Here is a 16,056-nt window from a genome sequence, read left to right on the forward strand (position 1 = left end):
CGCCCGGCAATTCCGCCCGATCTACCCCGCCAATGTCCACCGTCTTCAACTTCACCTTCGTCCCCTGGTTCCGCTCGGTGGCGCCCTACATCCACATGCACCGCGGCAAGACCTTCGTGGTCGCGATGGCCGGCGAGGCGATCGCCGCCGGCAAGCTGGCGAACATCGCACAGGACCTGGCGCTGATCCAGAGCATGGGCGTCAAGGTCGTGCTGGTGCACGGTTTCAGGCCCCAGGTCAACGAGCAACTGCGCGCCAAGGGCCATGAGGCCAGGTACTCGCACGGCATCCGCATCACCGACGAGGTGGCGCTCGACTGCGCCCAGGAAGCCGCCGGCCAACTGCGCTACGAGATCGAGGCCGCCTTCAGCCAGGGCCTGCCCAACACGCCGATGGCCGGCTCCACGATCCGCGTGATTTCGGGCAACTTCATCACCGCCCGGCCGGTCGGCGTGGTCGACGGCGTCGACTTCCAGCATTCGGGGCTGGTGCGCAAGGTCGATGCGGCCGGCATCCGGCGCGCCCTGGACTTCGGCTCGATGGTGCTGCTGTCGCCCTTCGGCTTCTCGCCCACCGGCGAAGCCTTCAACCTCACGATGGAAGAGGTCGCGACCAGCGTGGCGATCTCGATCCAGGCCGACAAGCTGATCTTCCTGACCGAAGTGCCCGGCATCGCCCAGGACCCGGCCCTGCCCATCGGCGAAGACAATCCGATCGACACCGAGCTGCCGCTCGACACCGCCCGCAAGCTGCTGGCCGCGCTGCCGCCGCCGCAGCGCCCGACCGACACCGCCTTCTACCTGCAGCACTGCGTGAAAGCCTGCGAGGCCGGCGTCGAGCGCAACCACATCCTGCCCTTCTCGGTCGACGGCTCGCTGCTGCTCGAGGTCTACGTGCATGACGGCATCGGCACCATGGTGATCGACGAGAAGCTCGAGTCGCTGCGCGAAGCCACGGCCGACGACATCGGCGGCATCCTGCAACTGATCGAGCCCTTCGAGCGCGACGGCACGCTGGTCAAGCGCAGCCGCACCGAGATCGAGCGCGACATCGGCCAATACACGGTGATCGAGCACGACGGCGTGATCTTCGGCTGCGCGGCGCTCTACCCCTATCCCGAGGCGAAGACCGCCGAGATGGCCGCGCTGACCGTGTCGCCGCATTCGCAGGCCCAGGGCGACGGCGAGCGGATCCTCAAGCGGGTCGAGCAGCGCGCCAAGGCCTCGGGCCTGGAAAGCATCTTCGTGCTGACCACCCGCACCATGCACTGGTTTCTCAAGCGCGGTTTCCAGCAGGTCAACCCCGACTGGCTGCCCGAGGCCCGCAAGCGCAAGTACAACTGGGATCGCAAGAGCCAGGTGCTGGTCAAAAGACTTTGAGCTCACCCCCAGGTTGGCTCACTTCGTGTAGCCGCCTCGAGTCGCTGCCAGAGGCAGCGGCGCTTCGGAGCCGTCCAAGCCTGCGCGGGCAGGCTTGGAGCCGCGGCTTCTCAGCCCCCTGCCAGGGGCAACACCAGCGGCCCGGCAAAGCCGGTTCCGCGGTGTTCCCGAAAGGGTTGCGTCGATTGCATACCTCGTTGCCCGCGCTCCCTGATAATTCGGGATCATGAATCCCCTGCTCGCCAAACTGCAGCCCTACCCTTTCGAGCGGCTGAGACAACTGTTCGCGGGAATCACCCCGAACCCTGCGTTCACGCCGATCAGCCTCGGCATCGGCGAGCCCAAGCACCCGACGCCGGCCTTCATCAAGGACGCGCTGGCGGCCGGCATGGACGCACTGGCCGTCTACCCGGCCACCGCCGGCGATCTGAATCTGCGCCAGTCCTTTACCGGCTGGCTGCAGCGGCGCTACGGGCTGGCGCTCGACGCCGCCACCCAGGTGCTGCCGGTCAACGGGTCGCGCGAGGCCCTGTTCGCGCTGGCCCAGACCGTGGTCGATGCCAGCCGTTCGCCGGCCCCGAGGGTGCTGTCGCCCAACCCCTTCTATCAAATCTACGAAGGCGCGGCCCTGCTCGCAGGCGCCGAGCCGTACTACGTGCCCAGCGTGCCCGAGCGCAACTTCGCGGTGGCCTGGGACTGCGTGCCCGAAGACGTCTGGACGCGTACCCAACTCGTGTTCGTCTGCTCGCCGGGCAATCCGACCGGTGCCGTGATGCCGATCGGCGAATGGGAAAAACTCTTCGCTCTGTCCGACCGGCACGGCTTCGTGATCGCCTCCGACGAGTGCTACAGCGAGATCTACTTCCGCGACGAGCCGCCGCTCGGCGGGCTCGAAGCCGCCGCCAAGCTCGGCCGCAGCGATTTCCGCAACCTGATCGCCCTGACCTCGCTGTCCAAGCGAAGCAACGTGCCGGGCCTGCGCAGCGGCTTCGTGGCCGGCGACGCCGCGATCATCAAGTCCTTCCTGCTCTACCGCACCTACCACGGCAGCGCGATGAGCGGCACGGTGGCCGCGGCCAGCATCGCGGCCTGGGACGACGAACTCCACGTGGTCGACAACCGGGCCCGGTACCGCGCCAAGTTCGCCGCCGTGACGCCGCTGCTCGAGCCCGTGCTCGACGTCCGCCTGCCCGACGCCAGCTTCTATCTCTGGGCCGGCGTGCCGCCTTCGTGGCAAGGCGACGACCCCGGTTTCGCCCGGGCGCTCTACGCTCAATACAATGTGACGGTGCTGCCCGGCAGCTACCTCGCCCGCGACGTGGCCGGTGCCAATCCGGGCCGCGGGCGCATCCGCATGGCGCTGGTCGCCGACACGGCCGAATGCACCGAGGCCGCGAACCGCATCGTGAACTTCATCCAGAACAGAGCTACTCCATGACCCAACAACTCCAGCAGACCATCGACGCCGCGTGGGAAGACCGCGCCAACATCTCCGCCACCAGCGCCCCGAAGGAAGTGCGCGACGCCGTCGACCACGTGATCGCCGAACTCAACAACGGCAAGTTGCGGGTCGCCACGCGCGAAGCGGTCGGCCAGTGGACCGTGCACCAGTGGATCAAGAAGGCCGTGCTGCTGTCCTTCCGCCTGAAGGACAACGAGCAGATCCAGGCCGGCGCGCTGGGCTTCTACGACAAGGTGCCGACCAAGTTCGCGCACCTGTCGGCCAACGAGCTCAAGGAAGCCGGCGTGCGCATCGTGCCGCCGGCCGTGGCCCGCCGCGGCAGCTACATCGCCAAGGGCGCGATCCTGATGCCGTCCTACGTCAACATCGGCGCCTACGTCGGCGAAGGCACGATGGTCGACACCTGGGCCACCGTCGGCTCCTGCGCCCAGATCGGCGCCAACGTGCACCTGTCGGGCGGCGTCGGCATCGGCGGCGTGCTCGAACCGCTGCAGGCCGGCCCGACCATCATCGAGGACAACTGCTTCATCGGCGCCCGCTCCGAGGTGGTCGAGGGCGTGATCGTCGAAGAGAACTCGGTGCTGTCGATGGGCGTCTACATCGGCCAGAGCACGCCGATCTACGACCGCGGGACCGGCGAAGTCAGCTACGGCCGCGTGCCGGCCGGCTCGGTGGTCATCAGCGGCACGCTGCCCAAGGACAACGGCCGCTACAGCCTCTACGCGGCGATCATCGTCAAGCGCGTCGACGCCCAGACCCGGGCCAAGACCTCGCTGAACGACCTGCTGCGCGACTGAAGAAAAAGCCGGCCGCCTGAGGGGGCGGCCCGCCGACGACCGAGTTCAACAACCACAACGCCGAGGAGAGATAGCCGATGAGCACGATGGAACGAATTCTTCGTCTGATGGCCGAGCGCAAGGCTTCGGACATCTATCTTTCGGCCAACTCTCCGGCACTGATCCGGATCAACGGCAACTGCATGCCGATCAACGCCCAGGTGCTGCCGCCCGAGGCGCCGCTGAGCCTGCTCGGCGAGGTGGTGCACGAAAGCCGCATCGCCGAACTGGAGCGCACCGGCGAACTCAACATGGCGATCGCGCTCGAGGGCTCGGGCAACTTCCGCATCAGCGCGATGCGCCAGCGCGGCAGCTACGCGGTGGTGGTCCGGCACATCGCCTCGACCATCCCGAGCTTCGAGGACCTCAACCTGCCCGAGATCCTCAAGACGCTGGTGATGGAGAAGCGCGGCCTGATCCTCATGGTCGGCTCCACCGGCGCCGGCAAGAGCACCACGCTGGCCTCGATGCTCGACTACCGCAACGAGAACGCCACCGGCCACATCCTCACGGTCGAGGAACCGATCGAATTCACCTTCACCAACAAGAAGTCGATGGTGAACCAGCGCGACGTCGGCAGCGACACCCAGTCGCTGCAGATCGCGCTCAAGAACGCATTGCGCCAGGCGCCCGACGTGATCCAGATCGGCGAGATCCGCGACCGCGAGACCATGACCGCCGCGATCGCCTACGCGCAGTCGGGCCACCTGTGCGTCGCCACGCTGCATGCCAACAACAGCTACCGGGCGCTGAACCGGATCCTGAGCTTCTACCCGGTGGAAGTGCGCACCACCTTGCTGGGGGACCTCAGCGGCGCCCTGCGCGCCATCGTCGCGCAGCGACTGCTGCGCACGCCCGGTGGCGCCCGCGTGCCGGCGCTCGAAGTGCTGCTCAACACCGCGCTGGTGGCCGAGCTGATCGGCAAGGGCGACTTCTCGGCGGTCAAGGAAGCCATGGAACAATCGATGGCCGAGGGTTCCCAGACCTTCGAGGAAGACATCGCGCGGCTGATCACCGAGAACCTGGTGACGCGCGAAGAAGGCCTGGCCCAGGCCGATTCGCCGACCAACCTGATGTGGCGCCTGCAGAACCGCAAGGCGCCGCCCACGCGCAACGAAGAGCGCTCCCTCCTCGACCAGGTCGAGGAACCCACCTTCACGGACATCACGCTCGACGTGCGTCCCTGAGCCACCTGCCCCGCATCGATGTCCCGAACGCTCCAGCTCGCCGAACAACTGATCTCCCGCCCCTCGGTCACCCCCGACGACGGCGGCTGCCAGCAGATCCTCGGCGAACGCCTGGCACGGCTCGGATTCCGGCTCGAGACCATCGAGAGCGGCCCGTCCGACTTTCGCGTCACCAACCTGTGGGCGGTACGCCCCGGCACCGGAGAGCGCTCGAAGACCCTGGCCTTCGCCGGCCACACCGACGTCGTGCCGACCGGACCGCTCGAGCAGTGGACCAGCCATCCGTTCACGCCGACGCACCGCGAGGGCCGGTTGTATGGCCGCGGCGCCTGCGACATGAAGACCTCGCTGGCCGCCTTCGTGGTCGCGATCGAGGAGTTCCTGGCCGCGACGCCCGATCCGCGGCTCACGCTGGCGCTGCTGCTCACCAGCGACGAGGAAGGCCCGGGCGTCGATGGCACGGTGGTGGTCTGCCACACGCTGGCGGCGCGCGGCGAAGCCATCGACTACTGCATCGTCGGCGAGCCGACTTCGGTCGAACGCTGCGGCGACATGATCAAGAACGGCCGCCGCGGCACGATGAGCGGCAAGCTCACGGTGAACGGTGTGCAGGGCCACATCGCCTACCCGCACCTGGCGAAGAACCCGGTGCATGCGTTCGCGCCGGCATTGGCAGAGCTGGTCGCGATCAACGCGGCCGGCGGCTGGGATGCCGGCAATGACCACTTCCAGCCGACCAGCTGGCAGATCAGCAACATCCACGCGGGCACCGGCGCGAGCAACGTGATCCCGGGTGCGGCGGTGATCGATTTCAATTTCCGCTTTTCGACCGAATCGACGCCCGAATCGCTCCAGCAGCGCGTCAAGTCGGTGCTCAATGCGCACGGACTCGACTACACGCTCGCCTGGACCCTCGGCGGCCTGCCCTTCCTCACCGTGCCCGGCGCGCTGGTCGAAGCCGTGCAGCAGGCAATCCGCGCCGAGACCGGCATCGAGACCGAGCTGTCGACCAGCGGCGGCACCAGCGACGCACGCTTCATCGCCAAGATCTGCCGGCAGGTGGTCGAGCTGGGGCCGGTCAACGCCAGCATCCACAAGATCGACGAGCACATCGCGGTGGCCGACATCGAACCGCTCAAGAACATCTACCGCCGCACGCTGGACCGGCTCGAAGCGCTGCTCCTCGTATGAGCACCGTCATTGAACTCATCGAGGCCGGCGCAAAGCAGCTGGCCGACGCCGGCGTGGCCTTCGGCCACGGCACCGACAACGCCTTCGACGAGGCGGTCTGGCTGGTGCTGTGGCGCCTGGGCCTGCCGCTGGACGAGCTCGATGCCGTGGCCGAGCGCCCGGTGTCGCCCACCGATGCCGCCCGCGTCGGCGCGCTGTTCGCGCAGCGCATCGACACCCGCAAGCCGGCCGCCTACCTGACCCGGGAAGCCTGGCTGCAGGGCCTGCCCTTCTACATCGACGAACGCGCCATCGTGCCGCGCAGCTTCATCGCCGAGCTGCTGGCCGACGGCAGCATCGATCCCTGGCTGGGCCCGCACACGCGCCGGGTGCTCGATCTGTGCACCGGCAACGGCAGCCTCGCGGTGCTGGCGGCGCTGACCTATCCGGACGTCGGCGTCGACGCCGCCGACCTATCGACCATGGCGCTCGAGGTGGCCGCCATCAACGTCACGCGCCACCAGCTCGACGATCGCATCAGGCTCATCGAGTCGGACGGGCTTGCGAGCGTGGATGGCCCCTACGACCTGATTCTCTGCAATCCGCCCTACGTCAACGCGACCAGCATGGACGCGCTGCCGGCGGAATACCGCGCCGAGCCCGAACTGGCCCTGGCCGGCGGGGCCGATGGCATGGATTTCATTCGCCGGCTGCTCGCCGACGCCCCGGCCCGCATGAGCGACTCCGCCGTGCTGGTGCTTGAAATCGGCAACGAACGCGCGCACTTCGAGGCTGCCTTTCCGCAGCTCGAGGTGGTGTGGCTAGCCACCAGCGCGGGCGAAGACCAGGTGCTGCTGGTCGCGCGCGAATCCCTCCTCTGAACTGCCCGCCAACCGGCGGGCACCGAAATGATCACTCTCAAGAACGTCATCCTGCGCCGCAGCGCCAAAGTGCTGCTCGACGGCGCCAGCGTCACCATCAACCCCGGCGAGAAGGTTGGCCTGGTGGGACGCAACGGCGCGGGCAAATCCACGCTGTTCGCACTCTTCAACGGCACGCTGCACGAAGATGGTGGCGACTTCTCGCTGCCGAAGCAGTGGCGCATGGCCCAGGTCGCCCAGAACATGCCCGAGACCGAAGAGCCGGCCACCGACTTCGTGGTCGGCGGCGACACCCGGCTGGTCGAGCTGCGCGAGCTGCTCGCCAGGGCGGAGGCAGGCCACGAGGCCGACCCCGACGACCACGAGATGGGCATGGCGCTGGCCCACGCCTACACCGACCTGGCCGATGCCGGCGAGCACGACGCGGTGCCGCGCGCCCAGTCGCTGATCCTGGGGCTCGGCTTCAAGGCCCACGAGCTCGACCAGCCGGTCAACAGCTTCTCGGGCGGCTGGCGGATGCGGCTGCAACTGGCGCGCGCGCTGATGTGCCCGAGCGACCTGCTGCTGCTCGACGAACCCACCAACCACCTGGACCTGGACGCGCTGGTCTGGCTGGAGGCCTGGCTGCAGAAGTACGCCGGCACCATGATCGTGATCAGCCATGACCGCGAGTTCCTCGATGCCGTGACCGACGTCACCCTGCACATCGAACATGCGAAGCTGACGCGCTACGGCGGCAACTACAGCGCCTTCGAGACCCTGCGGGCGCAGCAGCTGGAGCTGCAGCAATCGGCCTTCGCCAAGCAGCAGGACAAGATCGCCCACCTGCAGAAGTTCATCGACCGCTTCAAGGCCAAGGCCAGCAAGGCCAAGCAGGCGCAGAGCCGGGTCAAGGCGCTCGAACGCATGGAGAAGGTCGCGCCGCTGCTGGCCGAAGCCGACTTCACCTTCGAATTCAAGGAACCGGGCAACATCCCGAATCCGATGCTGTCGATCAGCGATGCGAGTTTCGGCTATCGGGTCGAGGACGAGGCACCGAAGACCATCCTGCGCGGCGTCAACCGCTCGGTGCTGGCCGGCCAGCGCATCGGCATCCTGGGTGCCAACGGCCAGGGCAAGTCGACGCTGGTGAAGACCATCGCCCGGGAAATGGGCGCACTGGCCGGCACCGTCACCGAAGGCAAGGGACTCAACATCGGCTACTTCGCCCAGCAGGAACTCGACGTGCTGCGGCCGCAGGACACGCCGCTCGAGCACATGGTGCGGATGGCGCGCGAGCTCGGCGCCAACGCCAAGGAACGCACCGGCGAGCAGGACCTGCGCGGCTTCCTCGGCAGCTTCAACTTCAGCGGAGACATGGTCAAGCAGGCGGTCGGCACCATGAGCGGCGGCGAAAAGGCGCGCCTGGTGCTGGCCATGATGGTCTGGCAGCGCCCCAACCTGTTGCTGCTCGACGAGCCCACCAACCACCTGGACCTCGCCACCCGCGAGGCGCTGGCCGTGGCGCTCAACGAGTTCGAGGGCACGCTGATGCTGGTGAGCCACGACCGCGCACTGCTGCGCTCGGTGTGCGACGAGTTCTGGCTGGTCGGCCGCGGCGTGGTCACCGATTTCGATGGCGACCTGGACGACTACCAGCGCTACCTGCTGGACGAAGCCAAGCGGCTGCGCGAGGAGGCCAAGGTGGCGAACCGGGATGCCGCGACGGCCAGTGCGGCCGAAGTCGTCGCGCGACCCGCCGAAGCCGCGGTCGCCAGCGCGCCGGCGCCCCGGCAAGCCGATGCCGCCCCGGCCGCCAGGAACCAGCGCAAGCAGGACGCCCAGGAACGGCAGCAGCGCAGCGAGCAAGCCAAGCCTCTGAAGCGCGAACTGGCGCAGGTCGACCAGCAGCTGGCCGCCGCGAGCAGCGAGAAGGCCGCACTCGAAGAACGACTGGCCCAGGCCCTGCCGGCCCCGGAAATCGCCGAAGCCGGCAAGCGGCTGAAGACACTCGGCGACGAGATCGCGCGCCTCGAAGAGCGCTGGCTGGCCCTGTCGGACCAACTGGAAACGCTCGCCGCCTGATAATGCGGCGGAATGTCTTCCGCCATCGAGCTCGCCCAAGGCGATCCCCAGCTGATCGAGGCCATCCGGCGCAGCCGTCGTCTGCTCGGCCGCAAGGCGCTGATGGCGGCTGCGGTCGGCGCCGTGCCGCTGCCGGGCATCGACTGGGCGGCCGACGCCGCCTTGCTGGCCCGCGTGGTGCCGCAGATCAGCACTGAATTCGGCCTTTCGGTGACCCAGGTCGAGCGCATGGCGCCGCACGAGCGCGAACGCATACGCAAGACCGCCGCCGCCGTCGGGGCGTTGCTGGTCGGGCGGCTGGTCACGCGCGAACTGCTCGTCACGCTGGCCCGCCATGCGGGCGTCAAGCTGACCGCCAGCCAGGCGGCCCGATTCGTTCCCCTCGCAGGCCAAGTGGTTTCTGCCACGCTCAGTTATGCAGCGCTGCGGTCCCTGGGCGAGTTGCACATCAAGGACTGCGTGCGGGTGGCGCACAGCGTCCGGCATCGGCTTCCGGCGCCTGCCAGCGCCGCCGAGACCGCCAAGCAGCCCATCCGCAGCGAGTCGGCTTCGCCGCCCGCGCGCCCTTCGAGGCTGGTCAACGCCTGGAATCGGCTGCGTCTTCGCTGAATTTCGAATACCAAAGCACCAACAAACTTGCTACCCGAACACACTGTTGGCGCACCACGACAAAGGACCGGGGGCAACAGCGCGTGGGGGGAGGATAATGACGAAACTCACACAGTCGATGACTGGGTGAGCGCAGGGTGAGTCCAGAGGAAGATCGGGATCAAACCAAGGTCGTTTCCGCACGACTGGTTCGGAGGAGCGGAAGATGAACGAGAAAGACCTCGCAGCATCGGTCGAACGGCTCATGGCCCGGGTCGACTACTACCTGCATTGCGAGTTGGACGAAGAATACGACCACGACCGGCCGGAGACAGCGCGCCGCCTGCTCGAAGCGGCCCTGCGCCAGGAACTGATTCGTGCCAGTGCGGTGGGCCTGGTCTCGGCGATGGCCGGATCCCGCCATTCGGCCTCGATCGACGGCGACGAAGCCGGTTGACCCCTCCCACAGAAAAAGGCCGTCTCGAACTTCAGCGACTGCTGATGGAACCCGAGTCCCAGACCCTGCCAGCGGGCCGCCCCGAGAGCTTGCTTCTCAATCGCTGCTCCGCGATGGCGAGCCGCGCGAACAGATGCAGTTCGGCGTCCGTGGGCCCAGGCCCCGAAGCCTCGACATAGCGTCGAAAAGCGAAGACGATTCGATTCTGGGCCGCCTCTCTGACGCGAGACGCCGCGATCCAGGCCAGTTGCGCGCCGTCGCTCGCATGCAGAGCCACCGAAGTGGTCCGCCTTGTGGCCCGCCGTCGTTGCGAGGACAGTGTGGTCCGACGCCCCATCCGCCTCACGAGTTTGTTGCCTTTGACAATCTTTGACATGAGCCCTCCTTCGAGATGGGCCTGCTCAACAGGCACCCGATGGCCAATGGTCGCGATCTCGAATCGCCGGTTTGGCCCTCTGCGAAACAGCACACTTCGCAAGGTAAAAATGTAATACTTTCACATTCGAAAAGTGTCTGGCTTTGTAACCAAATGGACGCTGACCAGGCCAGGCTCGCGGCTGAAGTCCCGATAGGTCCGCGTCGGTCCCGCAGGCCTATTGGCGGGCGTCCGTGTGGGCGTCCCCAACGAATACGAATGGAGAAGGCCATGGCACTCGAGGGCATGCACCGCGAATTGCTGGGCCACTTGCGAGCGAAGGGCGCGCTGCCATCGCTGGTCGATGACTGGGAAAGCGTATGGGCCGACGCACTGGCTTGTCCAGGGGAACTGCTGCCTTGTCCGCAATGCTTTCTCGACGGCCAGACGTCCAGGCTCGAGCCGCTCCATCGACAAGGCCATATCGGCCAGGCACGGTGCCGTCAATGTCGCACGGTGTTTCTCTACTCCGACGGTTGAGGGGAGTCCGGCCCCTGGGCCCACTCACGGTGACCCGTACGCATCCTCGAACGCCGAGCCAGGGGCTCTGCGGGACTCCTGGCGAAGGCTCGTCACCCAAAGCCGAGCGTGGCGCTGCTCGCGGCTTTCGAAGCGCTCAGTGAATCTGCGGACGACGGGACGCTCGATCGCTGCGATCGTCATCCAGTCCGTGGTTCCGAACGACGCCGAGTCACTGCTTCGTTCAACCAGCGCCGGTCGCAGCGTCAGGATCCATTCGACCGGAATGCCCGGGTCCGCATCCATGATGCGCAATGCAATTTTTGCGGCCTTGGGGCTCAGTGTCTGTACTTTGCGAAGGTGAAAGTCCGAGTCCATTGGGTGGCTCCTGAAAGGCTTGGCGTGCGGCTGGGCCCGACTCTGTGCTTCGGGCAGGGATGTCAATGTATATCAATTTGCAACAAATGTGAATTTTTCCCATCTCATGCGCATCGCGCTCGACGGTCACGGACGTCACGCCCCACTGTCATGCGGTGATTCGAGATTTCGGATGGGTTCGGCGCAGCACAGAGGTCGGCATCGTGATGCCCCCCGGTCGGCCTTTCTAACGCCCGGCTGCACCGCCGCCGGGTCCACCGCCACCACCACCGGCAGAGCCACCGCCACCCGCTCCAGCACCGGAGCCGCCACCTGTACCGCCACTCCCACCGGCTCCACCACCGGCTCCGGCTCCGGCACCGGCTCCGGCTCCACCACCACCGGCACCGGTTCCGGCTCCACCACCACCGGCCCCAGCCCCGGCCCCAGCCCCAGCCCCGGCTCCGGCTCCGGCTCCGGCTCCGGCTCCGGCTCCAGCCCCGGCTCCTGCTCCTGCTCCTGCTCCTGCTCCTGCTCCTGCTCCTGCTCCTGCTCCTGCTCCTGCTCCTGCCCCTGCCCCTGCTCCTGCCCCTGCTCCTGCTCCGCCGCCGGCACCACCGCCACCACCGCCAGCACCTGCTCCACCCCCGCCCGAGCCGCCGCCGGCTCCGCCACCATCGGCCAAGCTTCCAGTCCCACCGCCGCTCACCACGGCCGGGGCACGAAACACAGCCGAAACCGCCCCGCTGGTGCCAGCGTGCGATGCGCCGGTGGCCGCTGATTGCTGCGTCAACTGGCCCGGCGACTGCGGCGCGCTCAAGCAAAGCGCCTCGCCGAAGGGGTTGTAACGATCACACGGCAGATTGCCTGCGGCTCGGGGCTCTATGGCYGAGCGAACCCCCTGCGAGGTCTCAGCGGGCCTCGTTCCCACCGGCGCAGCCTCAACGGCCGCCGATGGGAGAAGCACTCGGGGATCGATCTCGGTCTTGTTCACCATCTCTCGCCTCGGCTCGCGCCTCCTCGGCGTCGACGCAGCGACCTGATCGCGCCGCCGAACACCTGACGCCTGCTTGGGTACAGCCCGTTCCGGGCTGGCCAACGCTTCAACCCCTGTCACTTCTTGCGTCGCAGGCTTTCCCGTTGGATCCGAGCGAGCGACAGCGTGCTGTTCCGGATCGGGCGGAGACGCGGGTTCGCTCGTCGTCGCAGAGACCGCGTTCTCCGGCGCCTCCTGGGGCTCGGGTGCGGGCGCGGCCTGCAGTAACACGGCCGACGAATCCGACGAATTCGGGATTGGCGGCCCCGAATTCGCCGGCACATCCTGGGCCTCGGGCGCCGTCTGAGACAGCAGTTGCTGCGAACCCGGGACTGGCGGCTCGCGGACCGAGCGACTCGAATACCAGTACACGAAGGTCCCGGACAACAGCAGAAGGCAGAACAACAGCAACACCAGCGAAATGTCGACCCCCGGAGGCAGCGCGAGCCACGCGGCAGGCTTCGGTTCGGCCTTGTGGAGCGGTGCGCGTGGAAGCCCGTGCACCGCCTTTTCCGGCAGGGACACGGCCAAGTCCGGGTGCGTGTCGGGCAAGGTAGAGACGAAGGCTGCAGCATCGAAACGCAGGCCCGAGAACTTGCCGGCGCAACCATGGCAGTATCTGGCGCGGTCCTTGTTGGGCGTGTGGCACGAATCGCAGTACTTCGTCATTGCCGGGCTCCTGCGGTACTGCGCTCCCAGTCACCGCACCGGAATGCGCCGAGTCGCCGGGACCGGCACCTCTTCGAGTCGGCAGGCAGTCATTGCGTCGAGACGCCGGGACCGTCGCCTGGGCGCGCCACCGCGCCGCGTCCGGCACGGCGATGGCGCTGAATCCCGACTCACTGAGCTCGCTGCTCGCGTCGCGGCTGCCCTTGACATCACTCTCCCCCGGTGATTGTGACGAGTTCACATTGAACGCCTTTCTCACAAATGGAGGGTGACGTTCTCGTAAGTCGGGGGCTTAAGAAGTTGTTTCTTTTGCAACAAAGAGCAACCAACCCTGCTTGGCATCGGACACATCGAGACGGTGACGCAGGACCATGAGGAAGCCTGCTCGGGGCTGGTTGGACGAGATGTCAGTAATCCTCGGTCGCCAACCAGCCGGCCAAAGCCTCTCTGCCCTTCGCCGTGATGGCAAGCACCCGGGCGGGCTTCTGGCTTGCTTCGCCTTGCGGAAGGTGGTCAGGCGGAGGGAGAAAAGCCATGACCAGCCCGGCGGCGCGCAACATGCGGATATTGTCGATCTCACCTATGTCGTAGACGTCGAAGGGCAGTTCGCGCACTGCAATCCGGCGTAGGCAATCCATGGGCATACGAGGGCTCCTTTCATCGGTGCAGGTCAAGTGTCGCCCCGTCACCTTTTGCCGATCAAGGCTGAGGCCCTGTCAAGGCTGAGCTTTTTGAGGGGGCGCGCCTCAGGTTCGTGACCACGAGGCGACAGGCAAGAAAAAGCCCGCCGAAGCGGGCAAGACCTTAGAGGGTTGGGCCTGAAAATAAAAAAAGCCCACTATCGAATTGACAGCAGGCTTTGGGTCTCGACGCGGGTTTCGGTGGTAGGACGTACAAGATTCGAACTTGTGACCAACGGATTAAAAGTCCGCTGCTCTACCAACTGAGCTAACGTCCCGATACCAGATACCAGTCTTTCCTTTACCGGCGTCGAATCCGGCAAAGCCTGAAATTATAGCGTGCCATTTCGGGCAATCCGGTCGAGCAGCCATCCGGCGGCGCATTGGCCGAAGGTGGCGGTCACGCTGACCACCGAGCCGTAGCCATGGCAGTTCAGCGAGCCGTCGCCCTCGATCGCGCAGGAGGCATCCGGTGGCGCTACGCTCTCGCGGCTGAAGACACAGGAGACACCGATCTTTCGGCCCTCGCGCGGCGCCGCATGCGCCTTGCGCAGCCGCTGGCGCAACTGCGCGAGCAAGGGATCGTGCGTGACCAATGCCAGGTCCTCGATCTCGACCTTGTGCGCCAGCCGCTTGCCACCGGCCGCGCCAACCGTGACGAAGCCCACGCCCGCCACGCGCGCCCAGGCCGCCATCGCAAGCTTGGCCTTCACCTGGTCACAGGCATCGAGCACGGCGCTCACCGGCCCGTTCTTGGCTTCGGCGGTTCCAAGCAAAGCCTGCCAGTTGTCCGGCTCGACGAACTCATCGAGCGCCAACACCCGGCAAGCCGGATTGATGTGAGCGATGCGGTCGCGCATCGCCTCCACCTTGGCCTGGCCTACGGTCGAGTCGAGCGCGTGGATCTGGCGGTTGATGTTGGACTCGGCAATGTGATCGAGGTCGATCAGCGTGAGACGGCCGACACCGCTGCGCGCCAGCGCTTCGACCGCCCACGAACCGACCCCGCCGATGCCTGCCACCAGCACGTGCGCGTCGCGGATGCGCGCTGCGCCCGCCACGCCGTACAAGCGCTCCAAGCCGCCGAAGCGGCGGGCCAGGTCGGCGTCGTCCGCGGCGACGACTGGGGTCATGGTGCTCAAGCGCGGCTACCGCAGTCGCGACAGCCGCTCGCGGCCGGCTTGCGCCGCCTCCGATTGCGGATAGGCCTTGGTCAGGTCCTCGAGCGTACGGCGGGCTGCCCGCGTGTCCTTGAGTTCGATCTGGCAATTCGCAATCGACAGCACGGCCTCGGGCGCCTTCGCATGGTCGGGCGCCAGGGACAGCATCGACCTGAAGTTGGCGATGGCCTCGTTGTAGTTGCGGGTCGCGTACTGCGCGTTGCCGAGCCAGAACAGCGCCGAGGCGTTGTACCCGCTTTGCGGGTAGCGCTTGACGAATTCGGCGAACGCCGTCTGCGCCTGCGCAAACTGGCCGGCGCGGAAGATGCCGAGCGCAGCGTCGAAATCGGCCTTCTCCTTCGGATCGGCATTGAACTCGCGCCCGTCGACCGCGACCTTGGACGGCTCGTTGCCCTTGGCGCGGGTGTCGACATCGGCCTGCCGCTGCTGGAGATCGGTGACGGTCTTCGTAAGCTGTTCGTTCTGGCCGGTCATGCGCGCCAGATCGCCGCGCATCTGCTCGATCTGGTTCTGCAGCTCGAGCAGGCTGCGCCGCAACTGCGCGCTCTCCTCGCTCTGTCGCTGCTCGGCCTGCTGGCGCATGGTCTCGACCCGCTGACGCAGATCCAGAATGGCGCGCCGCGCCTCGTCGTCCTCGAACAACGCGGCCTGCGCCCCCAGCGAAGCGCACAGCAAGGCGGCTGCGACGGCGGCGCCGCGCAATGATAGGCCGCGCATCATCAACGGTAGGTGATCTCGGCGCGGCGGTTTTGCGCCCAGGCTTCTTCATTGCTGCCCTGCGCCGCCGGCTTCTCCTTGCCGAAGCTCACGGCCTCGATCTGCACGTCGTTGACGCCGACCAGGACCAGCGCGCGGCGCACGGCCTCGGAGCGCTTCTGGCCGAGCGCCAGGTTGTATTCGCGGCCACCGCGCTCGTCGGTGTGCCCTTCGATCGACACGCGACGGTTCGGATTGGCCTTCAGGAAGCGTGCGTGACCGTCGATCACCGTCTGGAACTCGGGCTTGACCGTGTAGCTGTCGAAGTCGAAATAGATGATGCGTGCGACACCGACCGGGCCCTGCGCGTTCTGAGCGTTGGGATCGATAGTCACGGGCGCCACGCCGCTGGCGGCCCCGCCCGAGCCCTGGCCCGCGCCGCGGTCCACCACCGGCGTCTCGTTCAGCTTGGTGCCCGACGAGCAACCGGCGATCAACGCCACGATGGCCAACGAATAAATCGTACGTTTCAACATTTC

General features: G+C 66.9%; 16 protein-coding genes and 1 tRNA gene. 10 read left to right on the plus strand and 7 right to left on the minus strand.

Features of this window, described 5'->3' with window-relative positions; translation table 11 throughout:
• The first annotated feature begins 32 nt into the window (after positions 1–32).
• The 10 genes from argA (at position 33) to AC1DYD_RS18270 (ending at position 10,919) form a co-directional block, all read left to right on the plus strand.
• A complete protein-coding gene (argA, locus tag AC1DYD_RS18225; protein ID WP_478174152.1) occupies positions 33–1,379 on the plus strand; it encodes an amino-acid N-acetyltransferase in 1,347 nt (448 codons plus the stop codon).
• 226 nt (positions 1,380–1,605) lie between these two features.
• Complete coding sequence (gene dapC / locus AC1DYD_RS18230; protein WP_478174153.1) at positions 1,606–2,817, plus strand: succinyldiaminopimelate transaminase; 1,212 nt, start codon at positions 1,606–1,608, stop codon at positions 2,815–2,817.
• The gene (gene dapD, locus AC1DYD_RS18235; RefSeq protein ID WP_478174154.1) at positions 2,814–3,638 is read left to right on the plus strand and encodes a 2,3,4,5-tetrahydropyridine-2,6-dicarboxylate N-succinyltransferase; all 825 of its coding nucleotides are present in this window, start codon (positions 2,814–2,816) and stop codon (positions 3,636–3,638) included. Before dapC ends, dapD begins: the two co-directional genes overlap by 4 nt.
• A gap of 77 nt (positions 3,639–3,715) precedes the next feature.
• Positions 3,716–4,864, plus strand: a complete 1,149-nt coding sequence (locus AC1DYD_RS18240) for a PilT/PilU family type 4a pilus ATPase (RefSeq protein WP_478174155.1) — start codon at positions 3,716–3,718, stop codon at positions 4,862–4,864.
• 18 nt (positions 4,865–4,882) lie between these two features.
• A complete protein-coding gene (gene dapE / locus AC1DYD_RS18245) occupies positions 4,883–6,055 on the plus strand; it encodes a succinyl-diaminopimelate desuccinylase (protein WP_478174156.1) in 1,173 nt (390 codons plus the stop codon).
• Positions 6,052–6,915, plus strand: a complete 864-nt coding sequence (gene prmB / locus AC1DYD_RS18250) for a 50S ribosomal protein L3 N(5)-glutamine methyltransferase (RefSeq protein WP_478174157.1) — start codon at positions 6,052–6,054, stop codon at positions 6,913–6,915. The genes dapE and prmB overlap by 4 nt, the downstream gene beginning before the upstream one ends.
• Before the next feature lie 27 nt (positions 6,916–6,942).
• Positions 6,943–8,979, plus strand: coding sequence for an ABC-F family ATP-binding cassette domain-containing protein (locus AC1DYD_RS18255; RefSeq protein WP_478174158.1), 2,037 nt, complete (start codon positions 6,943–6,945; stop codon positions 8,977–8,979).
• Between the two features lie 12 nt (positions 8,980–8,991).
• Positions 8,992–9,588, plus strand: coding sequence for a hypothetical protein (locus AC1DYD_RS18260; RefSeq protein ID WP_478174159.1), 597 nt, complete (start codon positions 8,992–8,994; stop codon positions 9,586–9,588).
• 205 nt (positions 9,589–9,793) lie between these two features.
• The gene (locus AC1DYD_RS18265) at positions 9,794–10,024 is read left to right on the plus strand and encodes a hypothetical protein (RefSeq protein WP_478174160.1); all 231 of its coding nucleotides are present in this window, start codon (positions 9,794–9,796) and stop codon (positions 10,022–10,024) included.
• 646 nt (positions 10,025–10,670) lie between these two features.
• Positions 10,671–10,919 carry a hypothetical protein gene (locus tag AC1DYD_RS18270; protein ID WP_478174161.1) on the plus strand — a complete coding sequence of 83 codons (249 nt, stop codon included), beginning with the start codon at positions 10,671–10,673 and terminating at the stop codon, positions 10,917–10,919.
• 24 nt (positions 10,920–10,943) lie between these two features.
• On the opposite strand, the gene AC1DYD_RS18275 is transcribed toward AC1DYD_RS18270, so the two are convergent.
• The 7 genes from AC1DYD_RS18275 to pal all read right to left on the minus strand — a co-directional run bounded on the left by AC1DYD_RS18275 (position 10,944) and on the right by pal (position 16,053).
• Complete coding sequence (locus AC1DYD_RS18275; RefSeq protein ID WP_478174162.1) at positions 10,944–11,276, minus strand: hypothetical protein; 333 nt, start codon at positions 11,274–11,276, stop codon at positions 10,944–10,946.
• A gap of 135 nt (positions 11,277–11,411) precedes the next feature.
• Positions 11,412–11,933: a hypothetical protein gene (locus tag AC1DYD_RS18280; protein WP_478174163.1), complete on the minus strand. Its 522-nt coding sequence runs from the start codon at positions 11,931–11,933 to the stop codon at positions 11,412–11,414.
• 1,434 nt (positions 11,934–13,367) lie between these two features.
• On the minus strand, positions 13,368–13,604 hold the full coding sequence (locus tag AC1DYD_RS18285; protein ID WP_478174164.1) for a hypothetical protein: 237 nt from the start codon (positions 13,602–13,604) through the stop codon (positions 13,368–13,370).
• 238 nt (positions 13,605–13,842) lie between these two features.
• Positions 13,843–13,918: transfer RNA gene (locus tag AC1DYD_RS18290), tRNA-Lys, on the minus strand.
• A gap of 54 nt (positions 13,919–13,972) precedes the next feature.
• Entirely contained in the window at positions 13,973–14,773 is an 801-nt protein-coding gene (locus tag AC1DYD_RS18295; protein ID WP_478174165.1) for a tRNA threonylcarbamoyladenosine dehydratase, read from the minus strand.
• Positions 14,774–14,788: 15 nt separating this feature from the next.
• A complete protein-coding gene (gene ybgF / locus AC1DYD_RS18300) occupies positions 14,789–15,541 on the minus strand; it encodes a tol-pal system protein YbgF (RefSeq protein ID WP_478174166.1) in 753 nt (250 codons plus the stop codon).
• Entirely contained in the window at positions 15,541–16,053 is a 513-nt protein-coding gene (gene pal / locus AC1DYD_RS18305) for a peptidoglycan-associated lipoprotein Pal (protein WP_478174167.1), read from the minus strand. Before pal ends, ybgF begins: the two co-directional genes overlap by 1 nt.
• Positions 16,054–16,056: the final 3 nt, after the last annotated feature.

The organism is Variovorax sp. P4_B11, assembly GCF_056402355.1.

Coding starts and splice junctions, on each gene's coding strand:
- AC1DYD_RS18270 (WP_478174161.1), top strand. CDS start 10,671: ATGGCACTCGAGGGCATGCACCGCGAATTGCTGGGCCACTTGCGAGCG.
- prmB (WP_478174157.1), top strand. CDS start 6,052: ATGAGCACCGTCATTGAACTCATCGAGGCCGGCGCAAAGCAGCTGGCC.
- AC1DYD_RS18265 (WP_478174160.1), top strand. CDS start 9,794: ATGAACGAGAAAGACCTCGCAGCATCGGTCGAACGGCTCATGGCCCGG.
- pal (WP_478174167.1), bottom strand. CDS start 16,053: ATGTTGAAACGTACGATTTATTCGTTGGCCATCGTGGCGTTGATCGCC.
- argA (WP_478174152.1), top strand. CDS start 33: ATGTCCACCGTCTTCAACTTCACCTTCGTCCCCTGGTTCCGCTCGGTG.
- dapC (WP_478174153.1), top strand. CDS start 1,606: ATGAATCCCCTGCTCGCCAAACTGCAGCCCTACCCTTTCGAGCGGCTG.
- AC1DYD_RS18280 (WP_478174163.1), bottom strand. CDS start 11,933: ATGGTGGCGGAGCCGGCGGCGGCTCGGGCGGGGGTGGAGCAGGTGCTG.
- AC1DYD_RS18260 (WP_478174159.1), top strand. CDS start 8,992: ATGTCTTCCGCCATCGAGCTCGCCCAAGGCGATCCCCAGCTGATCGAG.
- AC1DYD_RS18285 (WP_478174164.1), bottom strand. CDS start 13,604: ATGCCCATGGATTGCCTACGCCGGATTGCAGTGCGCGAACTGCCCTTC.
- AC1DYD_RS18255 (WP_478174158.1), top strand. CDS start 6,943: ATGATCACTCTCAAGAACGTCATCCTGCGCCGCAGCGCCAAAGTGCTG.
- dapE (WP_478174156.1), top strand. CDS start 4,883: ATGTCCCGAACGCTCCAGCTCGCCGAACAACTGATCTCCCGCCCCTCG.
- AC1DYD_RS18295 (WP_478174165.1), bottom strand. CDS start 14,773: ATGACCCCAGTCGTCGCCGCGGACGACGCCGACCTGGCCCGCCGCTTC.
- AC1DYD_RS18240 (WP_478174155.1), top strand. CDS start 3,716: ATGAGCACGATGGAACGAATTCTTCGTCTGATGGCCGAGCGCAAGGCT.
- dapD (WP_478174154.1), top strand. CDS start 2,814: ATGACCCAACAACTCCAGCAGACCATCGACGCCGCGTGGGAAGACCGC.
- AC1DYD_RS18275 (WP_478174162.1), bottom strand. CDS start 11,276: ATGGACTCGGACTTTCACCTTCGCAAAGTACAGACACTGAGCCCCAAG.
- ybgF (WP_478174166.1), bottom strand. CDS start 15,541: ATGATGCGCGGCCTATCATTGCGCGGCGCCGCCGTCGCAGCCGCCTTG.